The organism is Syntrophomonas sp. UBA5494 (assembly GCF_002426325.1).
This window is the reverse complement of sequence record NZ_DIPG01000085.1, coordinates 17,962-35,666: the sequence shown is the minus strand read 5'-3', so window position 1 is coordinate 35,666 and position 17,705 is coordinate 17,962. Positions and strand designations below refer to the sequence as shown.

Genomic DNA, 17,705 nt, shown 5'->3' with positions numbered 1-17,705 from the left:
CAGTTAGCCAATAATCGCAAAAAGGCCATTGACAAGTGGGGATTCGATATTACTAATTATCTGCTCAGTAGAAGAACGCCTGTAAGTATCAGCCTGTGCATGATTGTAAAAAATGAAGAAAATATCCTGGCCCGCTGTCTGGATTGCGTAGTCGAAATAGTTGATGAAATCATCATTGTCGACACCGGATCAAGTGACGGCACCAAGGCGGCTGCCTCGCGCTATACTGATAAAGTCTATGATTTTATCTGGATTGATGATTTTGCCGCTGCGCGTAATTTTGCCTTCAAGCAGGCTACCAAAGAATATATATTCTGGCTGGATGCCGATGATATCATTTCAGTCGAAGATCGCCTGAAATTGCTGGCACTCAAAAATGTCCTTGATCCCGCCGTTGATTCAGTAACCATGAAATATTATCTGGCCTTTGATCAGTATGGAAATGTAACCACCAGCAACCGCCGCAACCGTCTGGTAAAGCGTTCCACGCATTTTCAATGGATTGGAGCCGTACATGAATATCTGGCGGTTTATGGATGTATTTTGGATAGTGACATAGCCATAATTCATAAAAGCGAATGGCATGATTCGGACCGGAACCTGAAAATATATGAAAATCGTCTGGCCGCGGGGGAAACTTTCTCTCCGCGCGATCAATACTATTACGCCAATGAATTGCTGGACCATCAGATGTATGAAGCGGCCCTTGAATGGTATCAAAAATTTTTAGCGGCTGGACAGGGTTGGGTGGAAGACAATCTGTCCGCATGCCGCAAGCTGGCTGAATGCTATCAGAAATTGGGTAATCAGGATAATGCTCTGAAATTCGTTTTACAATCATTCCTTTATGATATACCTCGGGCTGAATTTTGCTGTCAACTGGGCTATAGCTTTTTTATCAAAGAGCAATACCGGCAGGCTGCCTTCTGGTATAAACTGGCTACCCAATTAGAGCAACCGGTTGATCATCATGGCTTCATAATTCATGCCTGCTGGACCTGGGTACCTCACCTCCAGCTATGTGTTTGTTATGATCGCATGGGGAATTATGAGTTGGCTTATCACCATAATGAGTTGGCAGCCGCTTATATACCCGATGACCCTAATATAATCAACAACAGAGCCTATTTAAAAACCAAACTTGGCAAATAAAAATCACATTAATGATCGAAGCGGCATTCGGATTTCATCATATAAAGGGACACTATGGCCGATTCCGCCAAGACAACGTACGCTTGCTCTATTGCAAAATGTATTCATATATTTCAGGCTTATAATAAGCTGATTTTGTAACAAATATATGGTTTATTGAATAATTTATGGAAAGATAAACAAACCATGGAAACACTTTGCCTGATTGCTTCATTAGGCAGCTTTATATTCAAAGATTCTGTGAATGTATAAGGAGGTTATGGTAATATGGCTTATGGTAAGCCCCAAACACATAATACTTGCTGTGCAAATAGTTATTCCCATGCTAAACGGGAGCAAGCTGTTCTAAGCTGCGGTTCCGGCGCCGGATTGACTCTCCCGGTTTCTAGTCCCTCAAACGGGTGTAGTGGCGGATGCTGGAAGCCGCCAGCCTTGGTTGTGGGCAGCGTTGCCGTCAACACCCAGGAAATGTCCAATCCGACTGTCAAAATAGATTTTTCCAGCATTATTAATTATGGAACCCAGAGCTGTTCTGGGCAGTTCTTTATCGGCATTATTTTTCAGCTTAGCAAAGTCTGCGATAATGGCAGTAAAGTTCCGTTGAATACCTGGATATTTCAAAAAGGCTTTGATCTTTTTCAACAGGATGTAATGGGCCAGCGTAATGGTCTGCCAGTTGTAAGCGATTTCCAGGACCCCTTCGAGTTTACCTGGTGCGAATGCCAGGACTGCCCGGGTTGTTGCTCCTATATTTTGGAAATCATCGACTTCCACACTGATTATATTACCCATGTCTCTATTACAAATGTAAATATTAATGCCCTGGCGGTTGAATAACCCATGGTAAAAGTCCATTCGGATGTTTAAAAGGTATGGGATCAACCGGTTTGAAAGTTTTATCTCCATATTTAAAGCGAACAGTTAAGGACACGGCTGAATTGCTGTGTCCTTAACTGTTGCCAGCAAAGGCGGCTATGGAAGCAATAACAGCCTCTCTGCATAAACCCCGACTTGATTCGCAAAGCTATAAAAAAGATTAGGAGGTTAGATAAATGGCATTACTAGGTGATCCTTTTGTTGCCAACGTGACCAAACAACTGTCTCAGCAAGAGTTGCTGCAAGCCATCAGGATCGATATAGCTGGAGAAGTTGAGGCCATAATCGGCTATGAAGCCCACGCTATGGCTACCAGTGACGAAAGGGTAAAGAAAATACTAACCCATATCGCCGACGAGGAACGGCGTCATGTCGGAGAATTACAGCAACTGCTGCATATGCTCAACCCGCATGAGCAGCAGATGTTTGACCAGGGTCAACAAAAAATCATGCAACAGCAATCCCAGAATTTTTCTCAGCCCATGCAGTAAACTAAAGATAATTAAAAGCAGTGCTTATTGAGAAGGAGCTGAGAGTTATTTTGGCGCATTTTATCCGGGAACCGGACTAAAAGGCTATAATAATAGTGTAAACCTCAGGCAGTTAAGAGAAGAGAAAGGAGTTAAAATGAGCACTATCATCAATATTGCGGGAATGAGTTGTAATCACTGTAAAATGGCAGTGGAAAAGGCCTTAAAAGCGGTTCCCGGCGTGAAAAGCGCCCAGGTGGATCTGGAAAAGGGACAGGCCGTTATCGAGGGCGCACCGCAGCGCGAGAATTTGGTCAAAGCTATTGAAGAAGCGGGATACGAGGTAGCCTCTCAATAAAAGGCCGGCTGCAAAACCTTTTGCATTACGCGAGGATATTTATTATCATATATGAAGTATATATGGTGGGATTATTGTGCATTTGCTGCAGATAATCCCGCTGTGCTGTAAGTTAGGAGGTGAAGTCATTGGTAACTAAGGATATGATCATTAAGGACATCGTGGATAAATACCCCCAGACTTTGCCGGTCTTTGGACAGTTCGGTATGGGGTGTCTGGGCTGCAGCGGGGCTCTATTCGAAAGCCTGGAACAAGGAGCGTTGGCCCACGGTATCGATGTGGAGGTTATGTTGAACGCCATTAACAAGCTTGTGCAGAAACAATAGATTGGAAGGCAGTCTGTTTTGAATTAAACGGGGGGTGGTTATGGTTTATCCCAACGGTACAGTATTGGCTGTAAACATCTCTGAAAAGCGGGGAGAAAAGAAACATGATATCGGTGAGGCCTACCTTCAAGAGGGACTGGGAATAACCACAGATGCCCACCGTGGGGAGTGGCACCGCCAGGTCAGCCTTTTATCGCTTTCCAGTGTGGAAAAGATGCGCCAACTAGGGATCGATATTCAGTATGGCGATTTCGCCGAAAACCTGACCGTATCCGACCTGGAAGTATATACCCTGCCAGTAGGAACCAGGCTTAAGATCGGCGAGGCTTTAGCTGAAGTGACTCAGATCGGCAAAGCCTGCCACAATCAGGGTTGTGCCATCAAAAAGCAGGCCGGTCATTGTGTCATGCCCTTAGAAGGCATATTTGTAAAGATTTTAGAATCCGGCCGGGTCAAACGCGGCGATATGGTACAGGTATTATATGCCTAATGAATTGAACATCATACACCTCTGCTGGGAGGTGTATTTTTTTTGTCTTGATTTCCCGGGATGAACTACCTGCCCCGATGCGATTATTTTCGTGTTTTTTCTCCATACCGTGTGATATTATGTGGGCAGGGGGTGCTTTTATGAGGATATCGGTATTAGCCTTGCTGGGTCTGGTTGTGCTGTTTTCAGCATCTTCCTGCACCAGGCTTGAGTCCGGGCAAACACCTCCGGTTCAGCCGGTAATCGCTCAACCGCAGCAACCACAGATACCGGAGCCGGTTGCCGAGCCCGTCCCGGCCCCTCCGGCAGCGCCTCAGCCGTCCGTCGACCCGGGTACGGCAGATCCCGGCCCGGAGGCCTCAAAAGGCTATGATTGGTATTTTCGCCGCAACAGTCAGCATACCACTCCCGGGGCGCCAGCTGAGGCGGGCAGCTGGCTGAAAGACTACCAGGGTTTCTACGTCTTGCCCAACAGCAGCCAGAAGATATATTTGACCTTTGACTGTGGATATGAACTGGGTTACACTTCGACAATACTGGATACTCTAAAAAAACATGATGTGAAAGCCGCTTTTTTTATTACCGGCCAATATATAAAGACCCAACCCGATCTGGTTACCAGAATGCATCGGGAGGGGCATTTGGTATGCAGCCACACCTGGAACCATCCTGACATGACTACACTGTCCTCAGACCAGATCGAACAGGAACTGCAGCGCCTGGATCAGGCCTACCGACAGCTGACCGGTACCTCTTTAGACCCTTATCTTCGCCCCCCTATGGGGCGGTACTCCCAATTCAGCCTGGCTGAATCCGACCGCCTGGGTTATCATACGGTTTTCTGGAGCCTGGCTTTTAAGGACTGGGATCCCAATCAGCAGCCTGGCCCACAGGTATCATATCAAGAGGTTATGAACAATATACACCCCGGGGCGGTGATTCTCCTTCATGCTGTTTCCCACAGCAACACCGAAGCACTAGACAGAATACTCGCCGATTTGAAGGCGCAGGGCTATGTCTTCGCTCTCTTTGAGTAGCCTCCCTTTTTTCTTAAAAACTGCCGCTTAACCGGTCATTTCTTGATAGCGATCATCTTTAGGAATATGATATTATTATTGGGCCTATTTATCTCTGCGGGGGCGGCTCCTCCGCGGCGGCGACGAATTTGGCCGGGCCATAGAGCGATTGCCGGTTGAACAGTAGCAGAAAGGATTAAGGCATGCATTTTTTTGCTGATTATCATACTCACACCTCTTATTCAGGCGACAGCGAAGCGCCTATGCAGGATATGGCAAGACGTGCTGTAGAAATGAACTTGAAACAATTGGTGTTTACCGATCATGTAGACTATGATTATGCGGATCTGAACTTTGAACAGATTGATTTTCAGGCTTATTCCCAGGAATTTGCGGAGCTTAAACGAAAGTACCGCGGTCAGATCGATCTGCTGATGGGGGTTGAAATCGGATATCAGCCACATGTGGTGGACCGCATCAGGGATTTGTTAAAAAGCCATCCTTTTGAGTTCGTAATCTGTTCAACTCATATGGCGGATAATCTCGACTTCTACACCGGGGCTTTTTTCGAGGGCAAGACCTCTCGCAACGCATATGAGCGTTACTTTCAGAATGTATTGCAAGGTATTCAAGAGCTGGATGATTTTGATGTATACGGCCACCTGGATTTTATTGTAAGGTATGGGGATTACCAGGTGAAGCAGCTGCATTACCGCGATTATTCGGATATTGTCGATGAAATTCTCAAGTGCTTGATCTATGCCGGCAAAGGCATCGAAGTCAACACCTCGGGATTTCGCTATGGGTTGGAGCAGCTGCACCCGCAAACCGAGATATTAAAGCGCTACCGCCAGCTAGGAGGAGAAATCGTTACCATAGGCTCTGATGCTCATTATCCCCAAGATATCTGTTTTGAGTTTCAACAAGCCTATGAAACCCTCATTGGGTTGGGCTATAGGTATATGACCGTTTATAAAGAGCGCAAGCCCTCTTTTATTAAAATGGGCCGGTAAGAAACCCGGTACCAACCTGGATAAAGCCCGGTTTTTGGCGGTTTTGAGATCGTTACCACCTCCCTCGACACATATCAAATACCAGAAAATACCTAGAAACAGGAGTCACTTTTTATCGATTGGCCTCATATGATGTAAGGCGCTCTATTTTTAGGAGGTGGTATATTGAGCATCCTCACCGGGCTGTTAGCCTTTGCGGCTCTGCTTAAGGGAAGTCTGCTACTATTCGCCTATCTCAATAATCAGGTCTTTCCCCAGCCATTGAAGGAGGAGGAAGAAAAAGCGCAGTTGTCACTGCTGAAACAAGGCAGTGAAGATGCCCGCAACATCCTTATAGAACACAACCTCCGGCTGGTAGCTCATGTTGTCAGGAAATATGAAAACAGCGGCGAAGACATGGAAGATTTGATTTCAATTGGTACGATTGGTCTTATCAAGGCCATCAAAACCTACAATGATGAGCGTGCTGTCAGGTTGGCGACTTATGCTGCGCGATGTATTGAGAACGAGGTGCTCATGCATCTGCGCAATACTAAAAAACTCAAGCAAGAAGTATCTATTTACGATCCTATCGGCTTCGACAAAGAAGGCAACGAAATCTCTCTAATTGATGTGTTGACCACTGATAACGAGATCATTGACAGTGTGGAGCTCAAACTGCAGGAAGAAAAGGTGCGCAAGACAATTGATATCCTTTCCCGAAGGGAAAAACAGGTTATCGAAATGCGCTATGGACTGTTTAACGGACTTAAGGAGACTCAGCGGGAGATCGCTAGAAAAATGGGGATATCGAGATCTTATGTGTCAAGAATTGAGAAGCGAGCCCTAAAAAAGCTGATTAATGAAATAAGTGTTCAAATCTGATCCTGGATGCTGGGAGGCAACTTCCCAGCAAAATTTTAGGACCGCTATAGGACAGGCAGGCCAATATGCTTAAGCGCAGACTTAAATTGTATCTTAATACGCTCAATATCGCCTTGCCTGCACCACTTTGTCAGCATAGCTCGATAATAAGCGAAATTCAAGTTTTCCTGCGCATTCCTGCTATTGTTGGAAAACCTGTATGGGTGTGAATTCAAATATGGTCTGCAAATTGTTGCAAAAAAGATGAACTTAAATAGGACTTTAAGTCCAACACATATAGTTATTGTATACTAAACTCTTGCAGGATTATTAGCCAAGAAGTAGAATAGTACTATATATAGTATAATTACAAAAAAATCCAATCGAATGCCTCTGTCAGACCGGAGCAGATGGGGGGGATAACCATGGATTCCCAGGATCGCATAAATGAAGAATTGACCGCAGAAATCCACATCATGCGCGACAGGATTGATGAAGTCGTGGCATTGAACAGCCGTTTGCATGAGGAAATTGAGCAACTCAAGCAAAACAATGCCATACTGGTGGAATATCAGGACCGTACCGGACTAGCCTTATGGGCCGGCCAGGTATTTCTATGGGACTGGAATGTGCTCACCAATACGGTCTACGTCAGTGACAGATGGGCGAATATCCTGGGTTATGATTGGGATGAAAACACCCGTCCCCTGCAAGAGTGGCGAGATCTGTTTCACCATGAGGATATCGACAGACTGACCGATGCGGCACAGTCTTATATTGAAGGGCCGAATAAGCGCTATGAGGCGGAATGCCGCATAAAGAACGGGCAGGATGAATGGGTCTGGGTGCGTCTCTCGGGAAAAATGATTTTTAAAGACCATAATGGGCGTACCTTGAGGTCTCTGGGCCTGGGCAGCCCGTCTAGGCAGAATCAGGCCCTGGAGGACAGCGAACAGCGCTACCGCACGCTTTTTGAGAATAATCCGGTAGGGCTTTTCAAATATGATGCCCATGGCAATATCACCGACCTCAACCATTATATGCTTCAAGTGCTGGGGGCCCCCTCTAAAGAGGAGCTTCGCCATCTCAATCAGCTGGCCCAATCCGAAAAAGAAATGGCCTTGATCAAGTATGAGTTGCTGGAGACGGTAAGGGAGGGCAAACCCGGCACCGGAGAAATACATTTTGTATCTTCCTGGGACCGGGAAGTATGGCTGCAGTATAAAGCCAATCCCATATATGACCAGCACGGCAAGGTGATTGAAGTCATAGTTGCCTGTGAAGAAATCAGCGAACGCAAGCAGGCCGAGGAGCGCATCCGCTATCTCAGCTTTAATGACCCCCTCACCGGGCTTTATAATCGGGCCTTTTTCCAGGAAGAGTTAAAGCGGCTCGATACGCAGAGACAGCTTCCCATGAGCATAATCATGGGCGACCTCAACAGCCTGAAATTGATCAATGACGCATTCGGGCACCACAAAGGGGATGCGGTTCTAAAAGCGGCGGCAGATGTACTGCGGGCTTCCTGCAGACATGAGGACATCATCGCCCGATTGGGCGGCGACGAGTTTGTGGTTCTGTTGCCCATGACCAGTGCCGATGTAGCAGAGGAAATCTGCAACCGCATCCAAAATAATTGTAGAAAAACCGAACAGAGTTCAGAACAGGTGAGTCTGGCCTTGGGGATGGCTACCCGTACCGACATTACTCAGGACTTGGAAGACATCATGCGTGAAGCGGAAGACCGCATGTACCATAATAAACTCATCGAAAGCCGCAATATTCGCAGCTCCTTCATAATGTCCCTGGAGCGCACCTTGCGGGAGAAAAGCCATGAAACTGAAGAACACACGGCACGCTTACAGCAGATGTCAAGCATGATCGGCAAGGGAATGAGGATGAGTGAAGCTGAACTGGACGCCCTTAATCTGCTGGCAGCTTTACATGATATTGGCAAGATCGCTATTCCCAGCACGATTTTGGATAAGGCCGATTTTCTTTCCATGGAAGAATGGGATACCATGAAGAAGCACCCTGAAATCGGCTACCGAATTGCCCTCTCCACCCCGGAACTGGTGCCTATCGCCGAAGCCATTTTAGCGCATCACGAATCTTGGAACGGCAATGGATATCCACTGGGATTGAAAGAAGAGAAAATCCCCTTATTATCTCGCATCCTGTCGGTGTGCGATGCTTATGATGTTATGGTGAATGGACGCCCTTATCGTGAGCCTATCAGCAAACAGGAAGCTCTAAATGAACTGCAGCGCTGTGCGGGTACGCAATTCGATCCTCATGTGGTCAAGGTGTTTGTGGAGAAAATGGCCTGAATCAAGATTTGAGCAGGTCTATGAAGTGCTGCAGGATGCGAGAGGTCATACCCCAGATTACTTCCCCCTCCCAAAAATAAAAATACTGCCAGTAATTCCCGATGCGCAGCGGGTAATTTTTCCCCTGGGGAATCAACTCGAAGGGAAAATCCTCCTCCATGAACATACGCACCGAGACATTGTGAATCTGGGGCTTGGCTTCCAAGAGGTAGGATAAAGGCACAAACAGCAGGCGTTCCACCTCTTGATAATTCAGGCGTATCTGGTGACGATCATTGATAAATGCCAGGTAAGGGAATATCATGCAATTGGCGGGGTGAACCATAATATCCAGAGGAGCGATGATTTCGATATCATCGGGGCTAAGCCCTAATTCCTCACAGGTTTCCCTGACGGCGCTGGCCCTGGTTCCCTTGTCACAGGGTTCCGTCCTGCCCCCTGGAAAGCAAATCTCACCGGGCTGCCATTTTAAAGTGGCAGCCCTTTTTTCGAAAACCACATAGATCTCATCATTCTCTGTAATCAGCGGCACGATGACTGCCGATTTTAAGGTTTCGGCATGGCCTAGAACTTTGGGCCTACGGCCTTGAACAGAGCGAATTTTATCCTCAAGCATAAACCCTCCGCGTTGATTTATGGTGCTATCATATATTGCGAAAGCGTTGATGTCACCAGGGCATCACCCGACCTGAACTCGCGTTTTACCAGGCCGACCTTCTCTTGGTAATATTCGGTCACCAGGCTTTCCGGGGTTCGAGCCTCAATCTGCAGGCACTTCTCGAATTTACCCGCCGGCGTATCAATGGTGGCGTCAACGGAAACGATCTTTTTCTCCATATTGCCGCTCGTCCAGGTAGTGCCTGCAGTAAGCGGCGCTTTTATCATAACGGTATTGTCATTGCCTGTAAAAGCGGGGTCCTCCAGAAGATTGTCAGGCTCATATTCCTCCCCTTTGAAGAATATTCTGGTGACCGCATCGGCATTGACTTCGAATACGGCACTACTGACTGTGCCGCCGTTGGATTCTTTGAACTGACCCCGGTTGTCTTTGCTATAAATGACTTCCCGGGTAAACGAGGCAAATTCGTTGCCTTCCCCCTGATAAGTCCAACTGCTGCCGGCCTTTATGGGGAAATAGGATTGGGCGGTCAGGACCGCAGGTGTAGGCTGGGGCGCGGTATTCCCCGGCTGAGGGGTTTGGCTGCCGCCCGGAGGTGCAGCCTGGTCACTGCAACCTGCTGCCAGTAAGAGGAGCAACAACATTCCTACCTGAAGTAATCGGCGCATAAATAACCACCTTTCATTCATTATACATTATAAGAGGAAAAATTAGACAGGTCCAGGTTTTCAAGCAGCTGCATAGGGGGTATTTTGTTTTATCGTGGGTTATGCTGCTGCAGAAAAGCCGGACCGTTTAAAAAGGAGTTCCGGTCTTGATATAGTATTTTTTATAATGTACTGTCTTATTATTGAGGAACTCTCAGTAATAAATACGATTCGATCTCATTAAAATATCAATGTGTATTAGTCTAGCTTAAGCAGGCGGGTTTATTAACCTAAGGTTAGGGGGGATGGTCCTTTGCCGGAGCTGCGCAAAGACATGGTCAGGGACAACTGGGTGGTAATAGTAGCCGATAACGCTTTGAAACCAGGTCAATTCCCCATCAATCGCAATCAGGTCAGTTCCCATTTTGATGGCAGTGACTGTCCTTTTTGTGAGGGGCATGAAGCCCGTACCACCCAGGAGATTGCTGCCGTTCGCCTGCAGGGCAGTCTCCCGGATGCACCGGGGTGGCTGGTGCGTACTGTGCCCAACAAATTTGCGGCTTTTAACCTGGAAGGAGAGCTGCACAAGTCACATACCGGTCTTTTTGAATGTTTTAATGGTTTGGGTCATCATGAGGTAGTGGTTGAGACTCCCTGGCATTATCAGGAGATTCATCAGCGCAGTCCGGAGCATATCGGCCACCTCTATCGTTTGTTGAGGCAGAGGTATCAGGATTTAAAGCAAGACAGCCGAATAAAATATATTCAGATTTATAAGAACCGCGGTTTATTCGCCGGGGCCTCACAACAGCACAGCCACAGCCAGATCCTGGCCTATCCCATGGTGCCCGAACAGAGTGCGCCCATCAGGCGCTATTACCAAAAACACCGGCGCTGTCTCATATGTGACACCATTGAAGCGGAAAAGGCCAAAAAAGTTAGGATAGTAGCCGAGACTGATTATTTCTTGTTGCTGTGTCCTTATGCCTCGCGGTTTTCCTATGAAGCCTGGATCATACCCAAGACCCACACCGAGCATTATGACGGGATTTCTGACCTGGAGATTGAAGATTTGGCTGTTATCAGCAAGGCATATGTCGGGGCTATGATGAATGCCCTGGATCAGCCGGCCTATAATATCAGTATAAATACCGCGCCGGTCAATAATGGAGAAGAGAGGGGATATCACTGGTTTATGGAGATCACTCCCCGTTTGATGGTGATGAATGCGGTGGAAATTGGCACCGGCTTTTATATGAATCCAGTAGCACCGGAGCGAGCCGCGCAGATACTGGGTCAGGCTATACGGGACGGTCGTGAGGTTGGGATATGATAGATAAACTGTATCCCGATTTACAGGTGGCCTCTCTGATGGATATCCCGCTTGAAACTCTTCAGGCTCGCAAAATTAGGGCCTTAATTTTGGATCTCGACAATACTATCACAGAGTGGAACAGCAATATAGTGCACAACCAGGTGGGGGAATGGTTCCAAGCTATAAAGAAGGCGGGGTTTAAGGCTTGTATCTTATCAAATAACAAAGAGCAGCGCTGCCTGGCTGTTGCCAAACGCCTGGACATTCCCTTTATCTATAAAGCCAGGAAGCCTCGCCGTGCCGCCTTTTATCGCGCTATGGAGATAATGAAGGTTAAGCCTGAAGAAACCGCAGTGATCGGGGATCAGATTTTTACTGATGTCCTGGGAGGAAATCGCGCCGGGTTGTTTACCATACTGGTAACACCTCTGGCCAGAAAGGAATTTTTCGGTACTAAGATTTCCCGGGCTATGGAGAAAATGGTCTTATATCGTTTGAAACGAAACCAAAAGCGAAAGGCCAGGCGTTTCTAACTGCCTCAACCCACCGCAGTATCTGAAATTATTATCCAGTTGGGAGATGACATCTACCCGGCGTCAAAGGAGCATGCTATGGATATCAATACCCAAACCCGCTGCCTGGGCATTATAGGCAATCCCCTGCAGCACAGCCTTTCCCCCTTACTGCATAACCGCACTTTACGCCATCTAGGCCTCAATTATGTCTATCTGCCCTTTGAAATAGACGCCAACCAGTTAAAAGAGGCGGTGAACTCCATCCGCAGCCTGGGCATGGCCGGGATCAATGTGACCATTCCCTTCAAGGAAGCAGTGATTCCTTATCTGGATGAACTCAGCCCGGAAAGCAGAGCCTGTTCATCGGTGAATGTAATAGTAAATCAATCGGGGCGTCTTGTCGGACACAATACAGATGGAGCCGGGTTTATGCAGGCTTTACAGGAACACCCCCCTAAGAAGACGGAAAATGCTTTATTAATCGGCTGCGGCGGCGCTGCCCGGGCTATAGCCTATCAATTGGCGGCAGGGGGATTCAAGCGACTGATACTGCTGGACATCGATTTTAAACGGGCCCAATCCCTGGCCCTTTTCATAAACCGTCAATCCGATGGTCTGGCTGTGGCCATCGAGATGAGCCAGAAGGCATTCGAGCAAAATGCCAATCGCACTGATTTGATAGTGAATTGCACTCCAATCGGCATGTTCCCGGACATTACCAATAGCCCGGTCACAAACCTTGATGCGGTTGAACCGGGGACTGTGATATGTGATATAATTTACAACCCGCGGGTGACCATGCTGCTCAATATGGCCAAGACGGCTGGCCTGCCCACTGTTGACGGCCTGTCGATGTTCGTTAACCAGGCTGCTTTGAGTTTGGAATTGTGGCTGGGGGTCAAAGCCCCGTTAGAGTTCATGAGAGGAGTAGCAGAAAATGGCCTGCGATGAAAAGGGATTCACCTTACTCGAGCTGCTTGTGGTGATGCTGATCACCGCATTTAGCCTGGCGGCGGCTGCCCCCGCCCTGGAACAGGTGATTGCCCGGCAACGCCTGGACAACAGCGCTCAGCAGATGGCCTGGACTTTACGCTCCGCCCAGCAAAAAGCCATTTATTCCGGGCAGGAGCAGATGGTGCGCTTCTATTATTCTACCAATTCGTATTTGATGGGGACGACCCGCTATTATCTGGATGGGACGCAGTATGCCGCAATACCCAATTTCCCCACCCAGATCGGCAGAGTTCCGGCATGTATTTTCCAGCCTTCGGGTATACCGCGCTCCGGGGGCACGGTGGTGTTAATGAATGAAGGAGAGGATACCTACTATGTGATAGTAAGCCCGGTAGCAGGCCGGATCAGGGTGGCTGATCAACCGCCTGCCAGCTGGTAGCCGGGCCGTTCCATATCATTAGAACGCAAAAGATTAGGAGTATATGAATGCTAAGTTTTCAAACCTGTGGTGAATCACATGGCAAAGCCCTGATAGGGGTGGTAACTGGTTTCCCGGCCGGAGTACCTATCGACAAGGCCGCTATCGATTATGAACTTAACAGGCGGCAGCAGGGTTACGGGCGCGGCGGGCGCATGGCTATAGAAAATGATCAGGCCGAGCTTTTGTCCGGTGTCCGCAATCAGATCAGTCTGGGCAGCCCCATTTCGTTTATCATCGCCAACCAAGATTACCCCAACTGGCAGAACGTAATGAACAGCGGCGTATGCGGACAGATGGAAGAGCGTCAGGTGACGTCGCCCCGGCCTGGCCATGCCGACCTGCCCGGGGCCATGAAATATAATCATCGGGATATGCGCAACGTGTTAGAGAGGGCCAGCGCTCGCGAGACAGCCTCCCGGGTGGCGGCGGGAGCAATTTTTAAACAATTCCTGGCCGTTTTTAACATATACATTTATAGTCGGGTGGTGGCTATCGGAAAGGTCAGCTGTCCGGGCAAGCCGGTAAACCGTGAGAACTGGCAGCAATTGCAACAAGATTTGAAGAATTCAGCGGTACACTGTGCCGATCCCCAGGCCTCAAAGGACATGATGGAGGCTATAGATGCCGCTCGCCGGGACGGGGAATCGCTGGGAGGATGTTTTGAAGTAGGTGCGGTCGGGATTCCGCCGGGGCTGGGCAGCCATGTATCCTGGGATGCAAAACTGGACGCTCTTCTAGCCGGGTTATTGATGAGCATTCCTGCGATCAAAGCGGTGGAGATCGGCGAAGGTGTGCAGAATGCCGCATTGCCAGGTTCTAAGGTTCATGATGAAATACTCTACAATCCTCAACAGGGCATATACCGCCAGACCAACCGGGCCGGGGGCCTTGAAGGCGGTATCAGCAACGGGGAGACGGTTTGGGCCCGAGGCTATATGAAACCGATACCGACCTTGTATAAGCCTCTTAAGAGTGTGGACACCAGGCTGTGGCAGGAGAAAGAGGCCACAGTGGAGAGATCGGATATCTGTGCGGTTCCGGCTGCGGCTGTCGTGGGTGAAGCCATGATGGCCTTCGGCATCGCCCGGGCCTTTTTGGAAAAGTTCGGCGGAGACCATTTGGATCAGATCCGAGATGCTTTTGAATGCTATCGCAAATATATGAAAAAGGTGTGGCAATGGGAAAAAATATAGTTTTAATCGGTTTTATGGGAACTGGCAAAAGCACAGTAGGGATGCGTCTGGCAGAACGGCTGCATCTTGAATTTGTGGATATGGATCGTGAGATTGAACGCATCACCGGCATGAGCATCAGCCAGTTATTCAGGAAACATGGCGAAACCAGATTTCGCTCCGAGGAGCAATTAATGGCGCAGAAGCTGGGGCAGCGCACCAATCTGGTCATAGCAACCGGCGGCGGGGTGGTGATTCATCCCGAGAATGTGGCGGCCTTGAAACGAAACGGCATTATTGTCGGTCTGGAAGCCAGCCCGGAGGTGATCATGTCCCGGGTAAGCCGTAAAAAGAGCAACCGGCCGCTTTTAAGCAAGCACACCACCATTGAAGACATCGAAAAAATGCTGGCCGCCCGGGAAGAATACTATGCCCGTGCGGATATCAGGGTCAACACCACCGGTCAGGAATTAAACAAGGTGGTTAATGAAATCATCTCCCAGGTAAAGAGAATGAATAGCAGGCGCAAGAACTCCCCAGAATCCCGGGAATGAGCCCAGGGGACAGCAGTAATTTCAGGAGGGTTGGACGGTGAACAAGTTGCGGGTGGATCTGGGGGAACGTTCATACAACATTATGATCGGGTCAGGCATATTGGATGAGGCCGGAGCGCTTATCAAGGCACAAGCAGGAGTGCAGAAAGTGCTCTTGGTAAGCAATCCCCTGGTTTTTTCTCTTTACGGGGAGCGGGTGTTAAACAGCCTGGCCGGGCAGGGCATGAAGGTTGCAGTTGCGCAAATGCCTGATGGAGAGCAGTTTAAGAATGTTAAGGAAGCCATGAAAATCGTAGACCAGGCTGTCCGGGCCGGGCTGGAGCGTTCCAGTGCGGTGGTTGCCTTAGGCGGCGGAGTGGTTGGAGATTTGGCCGGTTTTGTGGCTGCCATTTACCAGCGCGGAATCCGCCTGGTGCAAATACCCACTACATTGCTGTCCCAGGTCGACAGCAGTGTAGGCGGGAAAGTGGCGGTCAACCACCGTCAGGGCAAGAACCTGATCGGCGCTTTCCACCAGCCCGCGCTGGTGATAATAGACAGCAATACGCTTTTAAGCCTGTCATCCCGGGATTATTTGAGCGGACTGGGAGAGGTGGTCAAATACGGCATCACTTTTGATGCCGATTTTGTCTGCTACCTGGAAAAGCACCGCGAGCAGATTCTGAACCGCGATAAGAAAGTATTAGAGGCCATTATCCATAGCTGCTGTGAACTCAAAAGGATGATTGTGGCCCAGGATGAGCGCGAGGATGATCTGCGTATGAGCCTGAACCTGGGGCACACCTTTGGACATGCCCTGGAAAAACTGGGGCGCTACCGGGTCTATACCCATGGGGAAGCTGTGGCCATAGGCACCGTGGCAGCGGCCATATTGGCAACGAAGCTGGGAATGCTTAATGAGCAGGATTTGAAACGCATAGGCGATCTCTATCAAGGCCTCGGCCTGGAAACCAGATTTCCCGGCTATCCGCCTGCAACGGTCTACCGTCATATGCAGAATGACAAAAAAGTTAAGGAGGGCCAACTGCGGCTGGTATTGCCTGAGGGTATCGGGCATTTCACCATCCGTGACGATGTGCCCCGACGGGCGGTCATTGAGGCCATCGCCTCAGCACAAAGCCTGCCTGTGTAGCTCTCTAGCGCCGGAGATTATCCCAATGGGATTCAATCTCGCTTAATTCGACCGCAGCTCCGACTTTGTCCTGCCAGCGGATGTAAGCCGCCAATCTGGCTAAGCCCGAATCGATGGCATCCATTTGATCTTTCTCCACACTGAATTGAATACGGGGCTTAATGATTTGCCAGGCCGTATCCAAGGCCTGGTAATGCTGATGGGCCGATTCCCACTGAGCATTATCCAACGAGGTTTTCAACGCTGATAAATGCAGCACGACATTTTCTGTATCAGTACGGCCTGTGCTTAAATAGCTGTCCGCGTTCATAACAAGCAGGCATACCGTCAAAATCACGACAACTATGCTGTAATAAAGCAATTTCCGCACAGTTCATCCCCCCGTTTATTTGTCCTGATATTTGTCAACGAACAACACCCCGCTCTGAGAATTGTAAGTCGCCAAAAACACCTGGTCTGGACTCGATATTCCCTGGGCCTTGAGCTGTTTCATTAACCACTTTTGATTCACCCCGGCCCTCTTCAGATTTTCTTCCATTACAAGACCGCTATAAATGACTTCGGTGCTTATGCCTCCTTGCGGGGGAGTGATATTCAGATCCTTTCTGGTAGGGGTTTGATGTTCCGGCTTGAGCAGCACTGATAATGTGCCGCTGGTTTCCAGAACAGCGAACTCCACCTGGCTTAAATCAAACACGCTTTTGTCGCGAAGGTGCTCCAATAAGTCGGAAATGGTATAATGAACGGTTTTCATGTTTTGTTCCAGAATCTTACCCTTCATGATCACCACCACCGGTTCCCCGCTGAGAAAACGATCCGCCAGCTTCCAATGAATGCTGGACCACTGCATAATGGCCACTATGGCGGCCCAGGTAAAAAGACCCACCCAGTGGGGCCAGGCCGGACTGCTCAGGTCAGTTGAAACAGTGGCTGCTATTGAGCCGATAGTAATGCCCAAAACATAATCAAAAAAAGTGAGCTGACTTAGCTGCTGTTTTCCCAGCATTCTGGTGAAAATAAGCAGGGAGGCAAAAGCAATCAAGCTGCGTACAAAAACCACTAAAGCTTCGTTCATAATAACACCTGCTTTGTCTTGTTATGACCTATTATGAACGAAGCTTATCGTAATGATTCCTGAGCCAGCCCGGATGTTAACCTTAAAGCGTATTATGTAAATGGCAGCCTGGCATGTAATGCAGACTAGGCGGGTGTCGACCCTGGGGCGGATTTTAATATATAATGTCAAGAGACCGATGTGGTTAAAGGGGAATAGCTATGAATATCAGACAAGCCATTGAATTAGCCCTCGAACAAGAGAAGATGGCCAAGGAAAAATATCTGGAAATGTCCCTCATTGCAGAGGATCAGGAAACCCGACTCATGCTGGAACAGATTGCCAGGGAGGAGGAAAGCCATTACAGGCGCCTGCTGGAAAGGCTAAA

Annotated in this window: 21 protein-coding genes; 17 read left to right on the top strand and 4 right to left on the bottom strand. The window is 48.7% G+C overall.

Annotated features, from left to right (window positions below):
- Positions 1–99: 99 nt before the first annotated feature.
- From B3W37_RS09550 to B3W37_RS09505, 10 genes are all read left to right on the top strand, one after another.
- Positions 100–1,152 carry a tetratricopeptide repeat-containing glycosyltransferase family 2 protein gene (locus B3W37_RS09550; protein ID WP_483175557.1) on the top strand — a complete coding sequence of 351 codons (1,053 nt, stop codon included), beginning with the start codon at positions 100–102 and terminating at the stop codon, positions 1,150–1,152.
- Positions 1,153–1,419: 267 nt separating this feature from the next.
- Entirely contained in the window at positions 1,420–1,989 is a 570-nt protein-coding gene (locus B3W37_RS09545) for a DUF4489 domain-containing protein (protein WP_483175551.1), read from the top strand.
- 215 nt (positions 1,990–2,204) lie between these two features.
- Positions 2,205–2,519, top strand: coding sequence for a demethoxyubiquinone hydroxylase family protein (locus B3W37_RS09540; RefSeq protein WP_483175550.1), 315 nt, complete (start codon positions 2,205–2,207; stop codon positions 2,517–2,519).
- A gap of 136 nt (positions 2,520–2,655) precedes the next feature.
- Positions 2,656–2,856, top strand: a complete 201-nt coding sequence (locus tag B3W37_RS09535; RefSeq protein WP_483175549.1) for a CopZ family metallochaperone — start codon at positions 2,656–2,658, stop codon at positions 2,854–2,856.
- A gap of 128 nt (positions 2,857–2,984) precedes the next feature.
- Complete coding sequence (locus tag B3W37_RS09530) at positions 2,985–3,182, top strand: DUF1858 domain-containing protein (RefSeq protein WP_481040672.1); 198 nt, start codon at positions 2,985–2,987, stop codon at positions 3,180–3,182.
- 40 nt (positions 3,183–3,222) lie between these two features.
- The gene (locus tag B3W37_RS09525) at positions 3,223–3,672 is read left to right on the top strand and encodes an MOSC domain-containing protein (RefSeq protein WP_483175548.1); all 450 of its coding nucleotides are present in this window, start codon (positions 3,223–3,225) and stop codon (positions 3,670–3,672) included.
- A 140-nt stretch (positions 3,673–3,812) separates the two neighbouring features.
- The gene (locus B3W37_RS09520) at positions 3,813–4,709 is read left to right on the top strand and encodes a delta-lactam-biosynthetic de-N-acetylase (RefSeq protein ID WP_483175546.1); all 897 of its coding nucleotides are present in this window, start codon (positions 3,813–3,815) and stop codon (positions 4,707–4,709) included.
- A gap of 182 nt (positions 4,710–4,891) precedes the next feature.
- A complete protein-coding gene (locus B3W37_RS09515) occupies positions 4,892–5,701 on the top strand; it encodes a histidinol-phosphatase HisJ family protein (RefSeq protein WP_483175545.1) in 810 nt (269 codons plus the stop codon).
- 165 nt (positions 5,702–5,866) lie between these two features.
- Complete coding sequence (sigK, locus tag B3W37_RS09510) at positions 5,867–6,565, top strand: RNA polymerase sporulation sigma factor SigK (RefSeq protein ID WP_483175544.1); 699 nt, start codon at positions 5,867–5,869, stop codon at positions 6,563–6,565.
- Positions 6,566–6,969: 404 nt separating this feature from the next.
- A complete protein-coding gene (locus B3W37_RS09505; RefSeq protein ID WP_483175542.1) occupies positions 6,970–8,874 on the top strand; it encodes a sensor domain-containing diguanylate cyclase/phosphohydrolase in 1,905 nt (634 codons plus the stop codon).
- Between the two features lies 1 nt (position 8,875).
- Here the strand turns inward: B3W37_RS09505 and B3W37_RS09500 are convergent, their stop codons facing one another.
- Entirely contained in the window at positions 8,876–9,490 is a 615-nt protein-coding gene (locus B3W37_RS09500) for an NUDIX hydrolase (RefSeq protein ID WP_483175541.1), read from the bottom strand.
- Between the two features lie 17 nt (positions 9,491–9,507).
- Entirely contained in the window at positions 9,508–10,161 is a 654-nt protein-coding gene (locus B3W37_RS09495) for a hypothetical protein (protein ID WP_483175540.1), read from the bottom strand.
- A gap of 292 nt (positions 10,162–10,453) precedes the next feature.
- Between B3W37_RS09495 and galT the strand changes: the two genes are divergently transcribed.
- The 7 genes from galT (at position 10,454) to aroB (ending at position 16,263) form a co-directional block, all read left to right on the top strand.
- Positions 10,454–11,473, top strand: a complete 1,020-nt coding sequence (gene galT, locus B3W37_RS09490; RefSeq protein ID WP_483175539.1) for a galactose-1-phosphate uridylyltransferase — start codon at positions 10,454–10,456, stop codon at positions 11,471–11,473.
- Entirely contained in the window at positions 11,470–11,988 is a 519-nt protein-coding gene (locus tag B3W37_RS09485) for a YqeG family HAD IIIA-type phosphatase (protein WP_483175537.1), read from the top strand. The genes galT and B3W37_RS09485 overlap by 4 nt, the downstream gene beginning before the upstream one ends.
- 78 nt (positions 11,989–12,066) lie before the next feature.
- Entirely contained in the window at positions 12,067–12,921 is an 855-nt protein-coding gene (locus tag B3W37_RS09480) for a shikimate dehydrogenase (protein WP_483175536.1), read from the top strand.
- The gene (locus B3W37_RS09475) at positions 12,908–13,363 is read left to right on the top strand and encodes a GspH/FimT family pseudopilin (RefSeq protein ID WP_483175535.1); all 456 of its coding nucleotides are present in this window, start codon (positions 12,908–12,910) and stop codon (positions 13,361–13,363) included. The genes B3W37_RS09480 and B3W37_RS09475 overlap by 14 nt, the downstream gene beginning before the upstream one ends.
- Positions 13,364–13,410: 47 nt before the next feature.
- Positions 13,411–14,598: a chorismate synthase gene (gene aroC / locus B3W37_RS09470; protein WP_483175534.1), complete on the top strand. Its 1,188-nt coding sequence runs from the start codon at positions 13,411–13,413 to the stop codon at positions 14,596–14,598.
- Positions 14,583–15,131 (top strand): shikimate kinase, encoded by a 549-nt coding sequence (locus B3W37_RS09465; protein ID WP_483175532.1) that lies wholly within the window; start codon positions 14,583–14,585, stop codon positions 15,129–15,131. The genes aroC and B3W37_RS09465 overlap by 16 nt, the downstream gene beginning before the upstream one ends.
- A 37-nt stretch (positions 15,132–15,168) precedes the next feature.
- Positions 15,169–16,263: a 3-dehydroquinate synthase gene (gene aroB, locus B3W37_RS09460; protein ID WP_483175530.1), complete on the top strand. Its 1,095-nt coding sequence runs from the start codon at positions 15,169–15,171 to the stop codon at positions 16,261–16,263.
- A gap of 4 nt (positions 16,264–16,267) precedes the next feature.
- Here aroB and B3W37_RS09455 read toward each other — a convergent pair whose 3' ends face one another.
- Together B3W37_RS09455 and B3W37_RS09450 are read right to left on the bottom strand one after the other, a co-directional pair.
- Positions 16,268–16,633, bottom strand: a complete 366-nt coding sequence (locus B3W37_RS09455; RefSeq protein ID WP_481040642.1) for a DUF4363 family protein — start codon at positions 16,631–16,633, stop codon at positions 16,268–16,270.
- 15 nt (positions 16,634–16,648) lie between these two features.
- Positions 16,649–17,338: a DUF421 domain-containing protein gene (locus B3W37_RS09450; RefSeq protein ID WP_481040640.1), complete on the bottom strand. Its 690-nt coding sequence runs from the start codon at positions 17,336–17,338 to the stop codon at positions 16,649–16,651.
- Between the last annotated feature and the right edge of the window lie 367 nt (positions 17,339–17,705).

Excerpts from the sequence above, each read along its gene's own strand:
- B3W37_RS09540 (WP_483175550.1), top strand. The coding sequence starts at position 2,205 with ATGGCATTACTAGGTGATCCTTTTGTTGCCAACGTGACCAAACAACTG.
- B3W37_RS09535 (WP_483175549.1), top strand. The coding sequence starts at position 2,656 with ATGAGCACTATCATCAATATTGCGGGAATGAGTTGTAATCACTGTAAA.
- B3W37_RS09475 (WP_483175535.1), top strand. The coding sequence starts at position 12,908 with ATGGCCTGCGATGAAAAGGGATTCACCTTACTCGAGCTGCTTGTGGTG.
- B3W37_RS09505 (WP_483175542.1), top strand. The coding sequence starts at position 6,970 with ATGGATTCCCAGGATCGCATAAATGAAGAATTGACCGCAGAAATCCAC.
- B3W37_RS09480 (WP_483175536.1), top strand. The coding sequence starts at position 12,067 with ATGGATATCAATACCCAAACCCGCTGCCTGGGCATTATAGGCAATCCC.
- B3W37_RS09545 (WP_483175551.1), top strand. The coding sequence starts at position 1,420 with ATGGCTTATGGTAAGCCCCAAACACATAATACTTGCTGTGCAAATAGT.
- B3W37_RS09485 (WP_483175537.1), top strand. The coding sequence starts at position 11,470 with ATGATAGATAAACTGTATCCCGATTTACAGGTGGCCTCTCTGATGGAT.
- B3W37_RS09520 (WP_483175546.1), top strand. The coding sequence starts at position 3,813 with ATGAGGATATCGGTATTAGCCTTGCTGGGTCTGGTTGTGCTGTTTTCA.
- B3W37_RS09465 (WP_483175532.1), top strand. The coding sequence starts at position 14,583 with ATGGGAAAAAATATAGTTTTAATCGGTTTTATGGGAACTGGCAAAAGC.
- B3W37_RS09500 (WP_483175541.1), bottom strand. The coding sequence starts at position 9,490 with ATGCTTGAGGATAAAATTCGCTCTGTTCAAGGCCGTAGGCCCAAAGTT.
- B3W37_RS09450 (WP_481040640.1), bottom strand. The coding sequence starts at position 17,338 with ATGAACGAAGCTTTAGTGGTTTTTGTACGCAGCTTGATTGCTTTTGCC.
- aroC (WP_483175534.1), top strand. The coding sequence starts at position 13,411 with ATGCTAAGTTTTCAAACCTGTGGTGAATCACATGGCAAAGCCCTGATA.
- B3W37_RS09515 (WP_483175545.1), top strand. The coding sequence starts at position 4,892 with ATGCATTTTTTTGCTGATTATCATACTCACACCTCTTATTCAGGCGAC.
- B3W37_RS09495 (WP_483175540.1), bottom strand. The coding sequence starts at position 10,161 with ATGCGCCGATTACTTCAGGTAGGAATGTTGTTGCTCCTCTTACTGGCA.
- B3W37_RS09550 (WP_483175557.1), top strand. The coding sequence starts at position 100 with ATGATTGTAAAAAATGAAGAAAATATCCTGGCCCGCTGTCTGGATTGC.
- B3W37_RS09525 (WP_483175548.1), top strand. The coding sequence starts at position 3,223 with ATGGTTTATCCCAACGGTACAGTATTGGCTGTAAACATCTCTGAAAAG.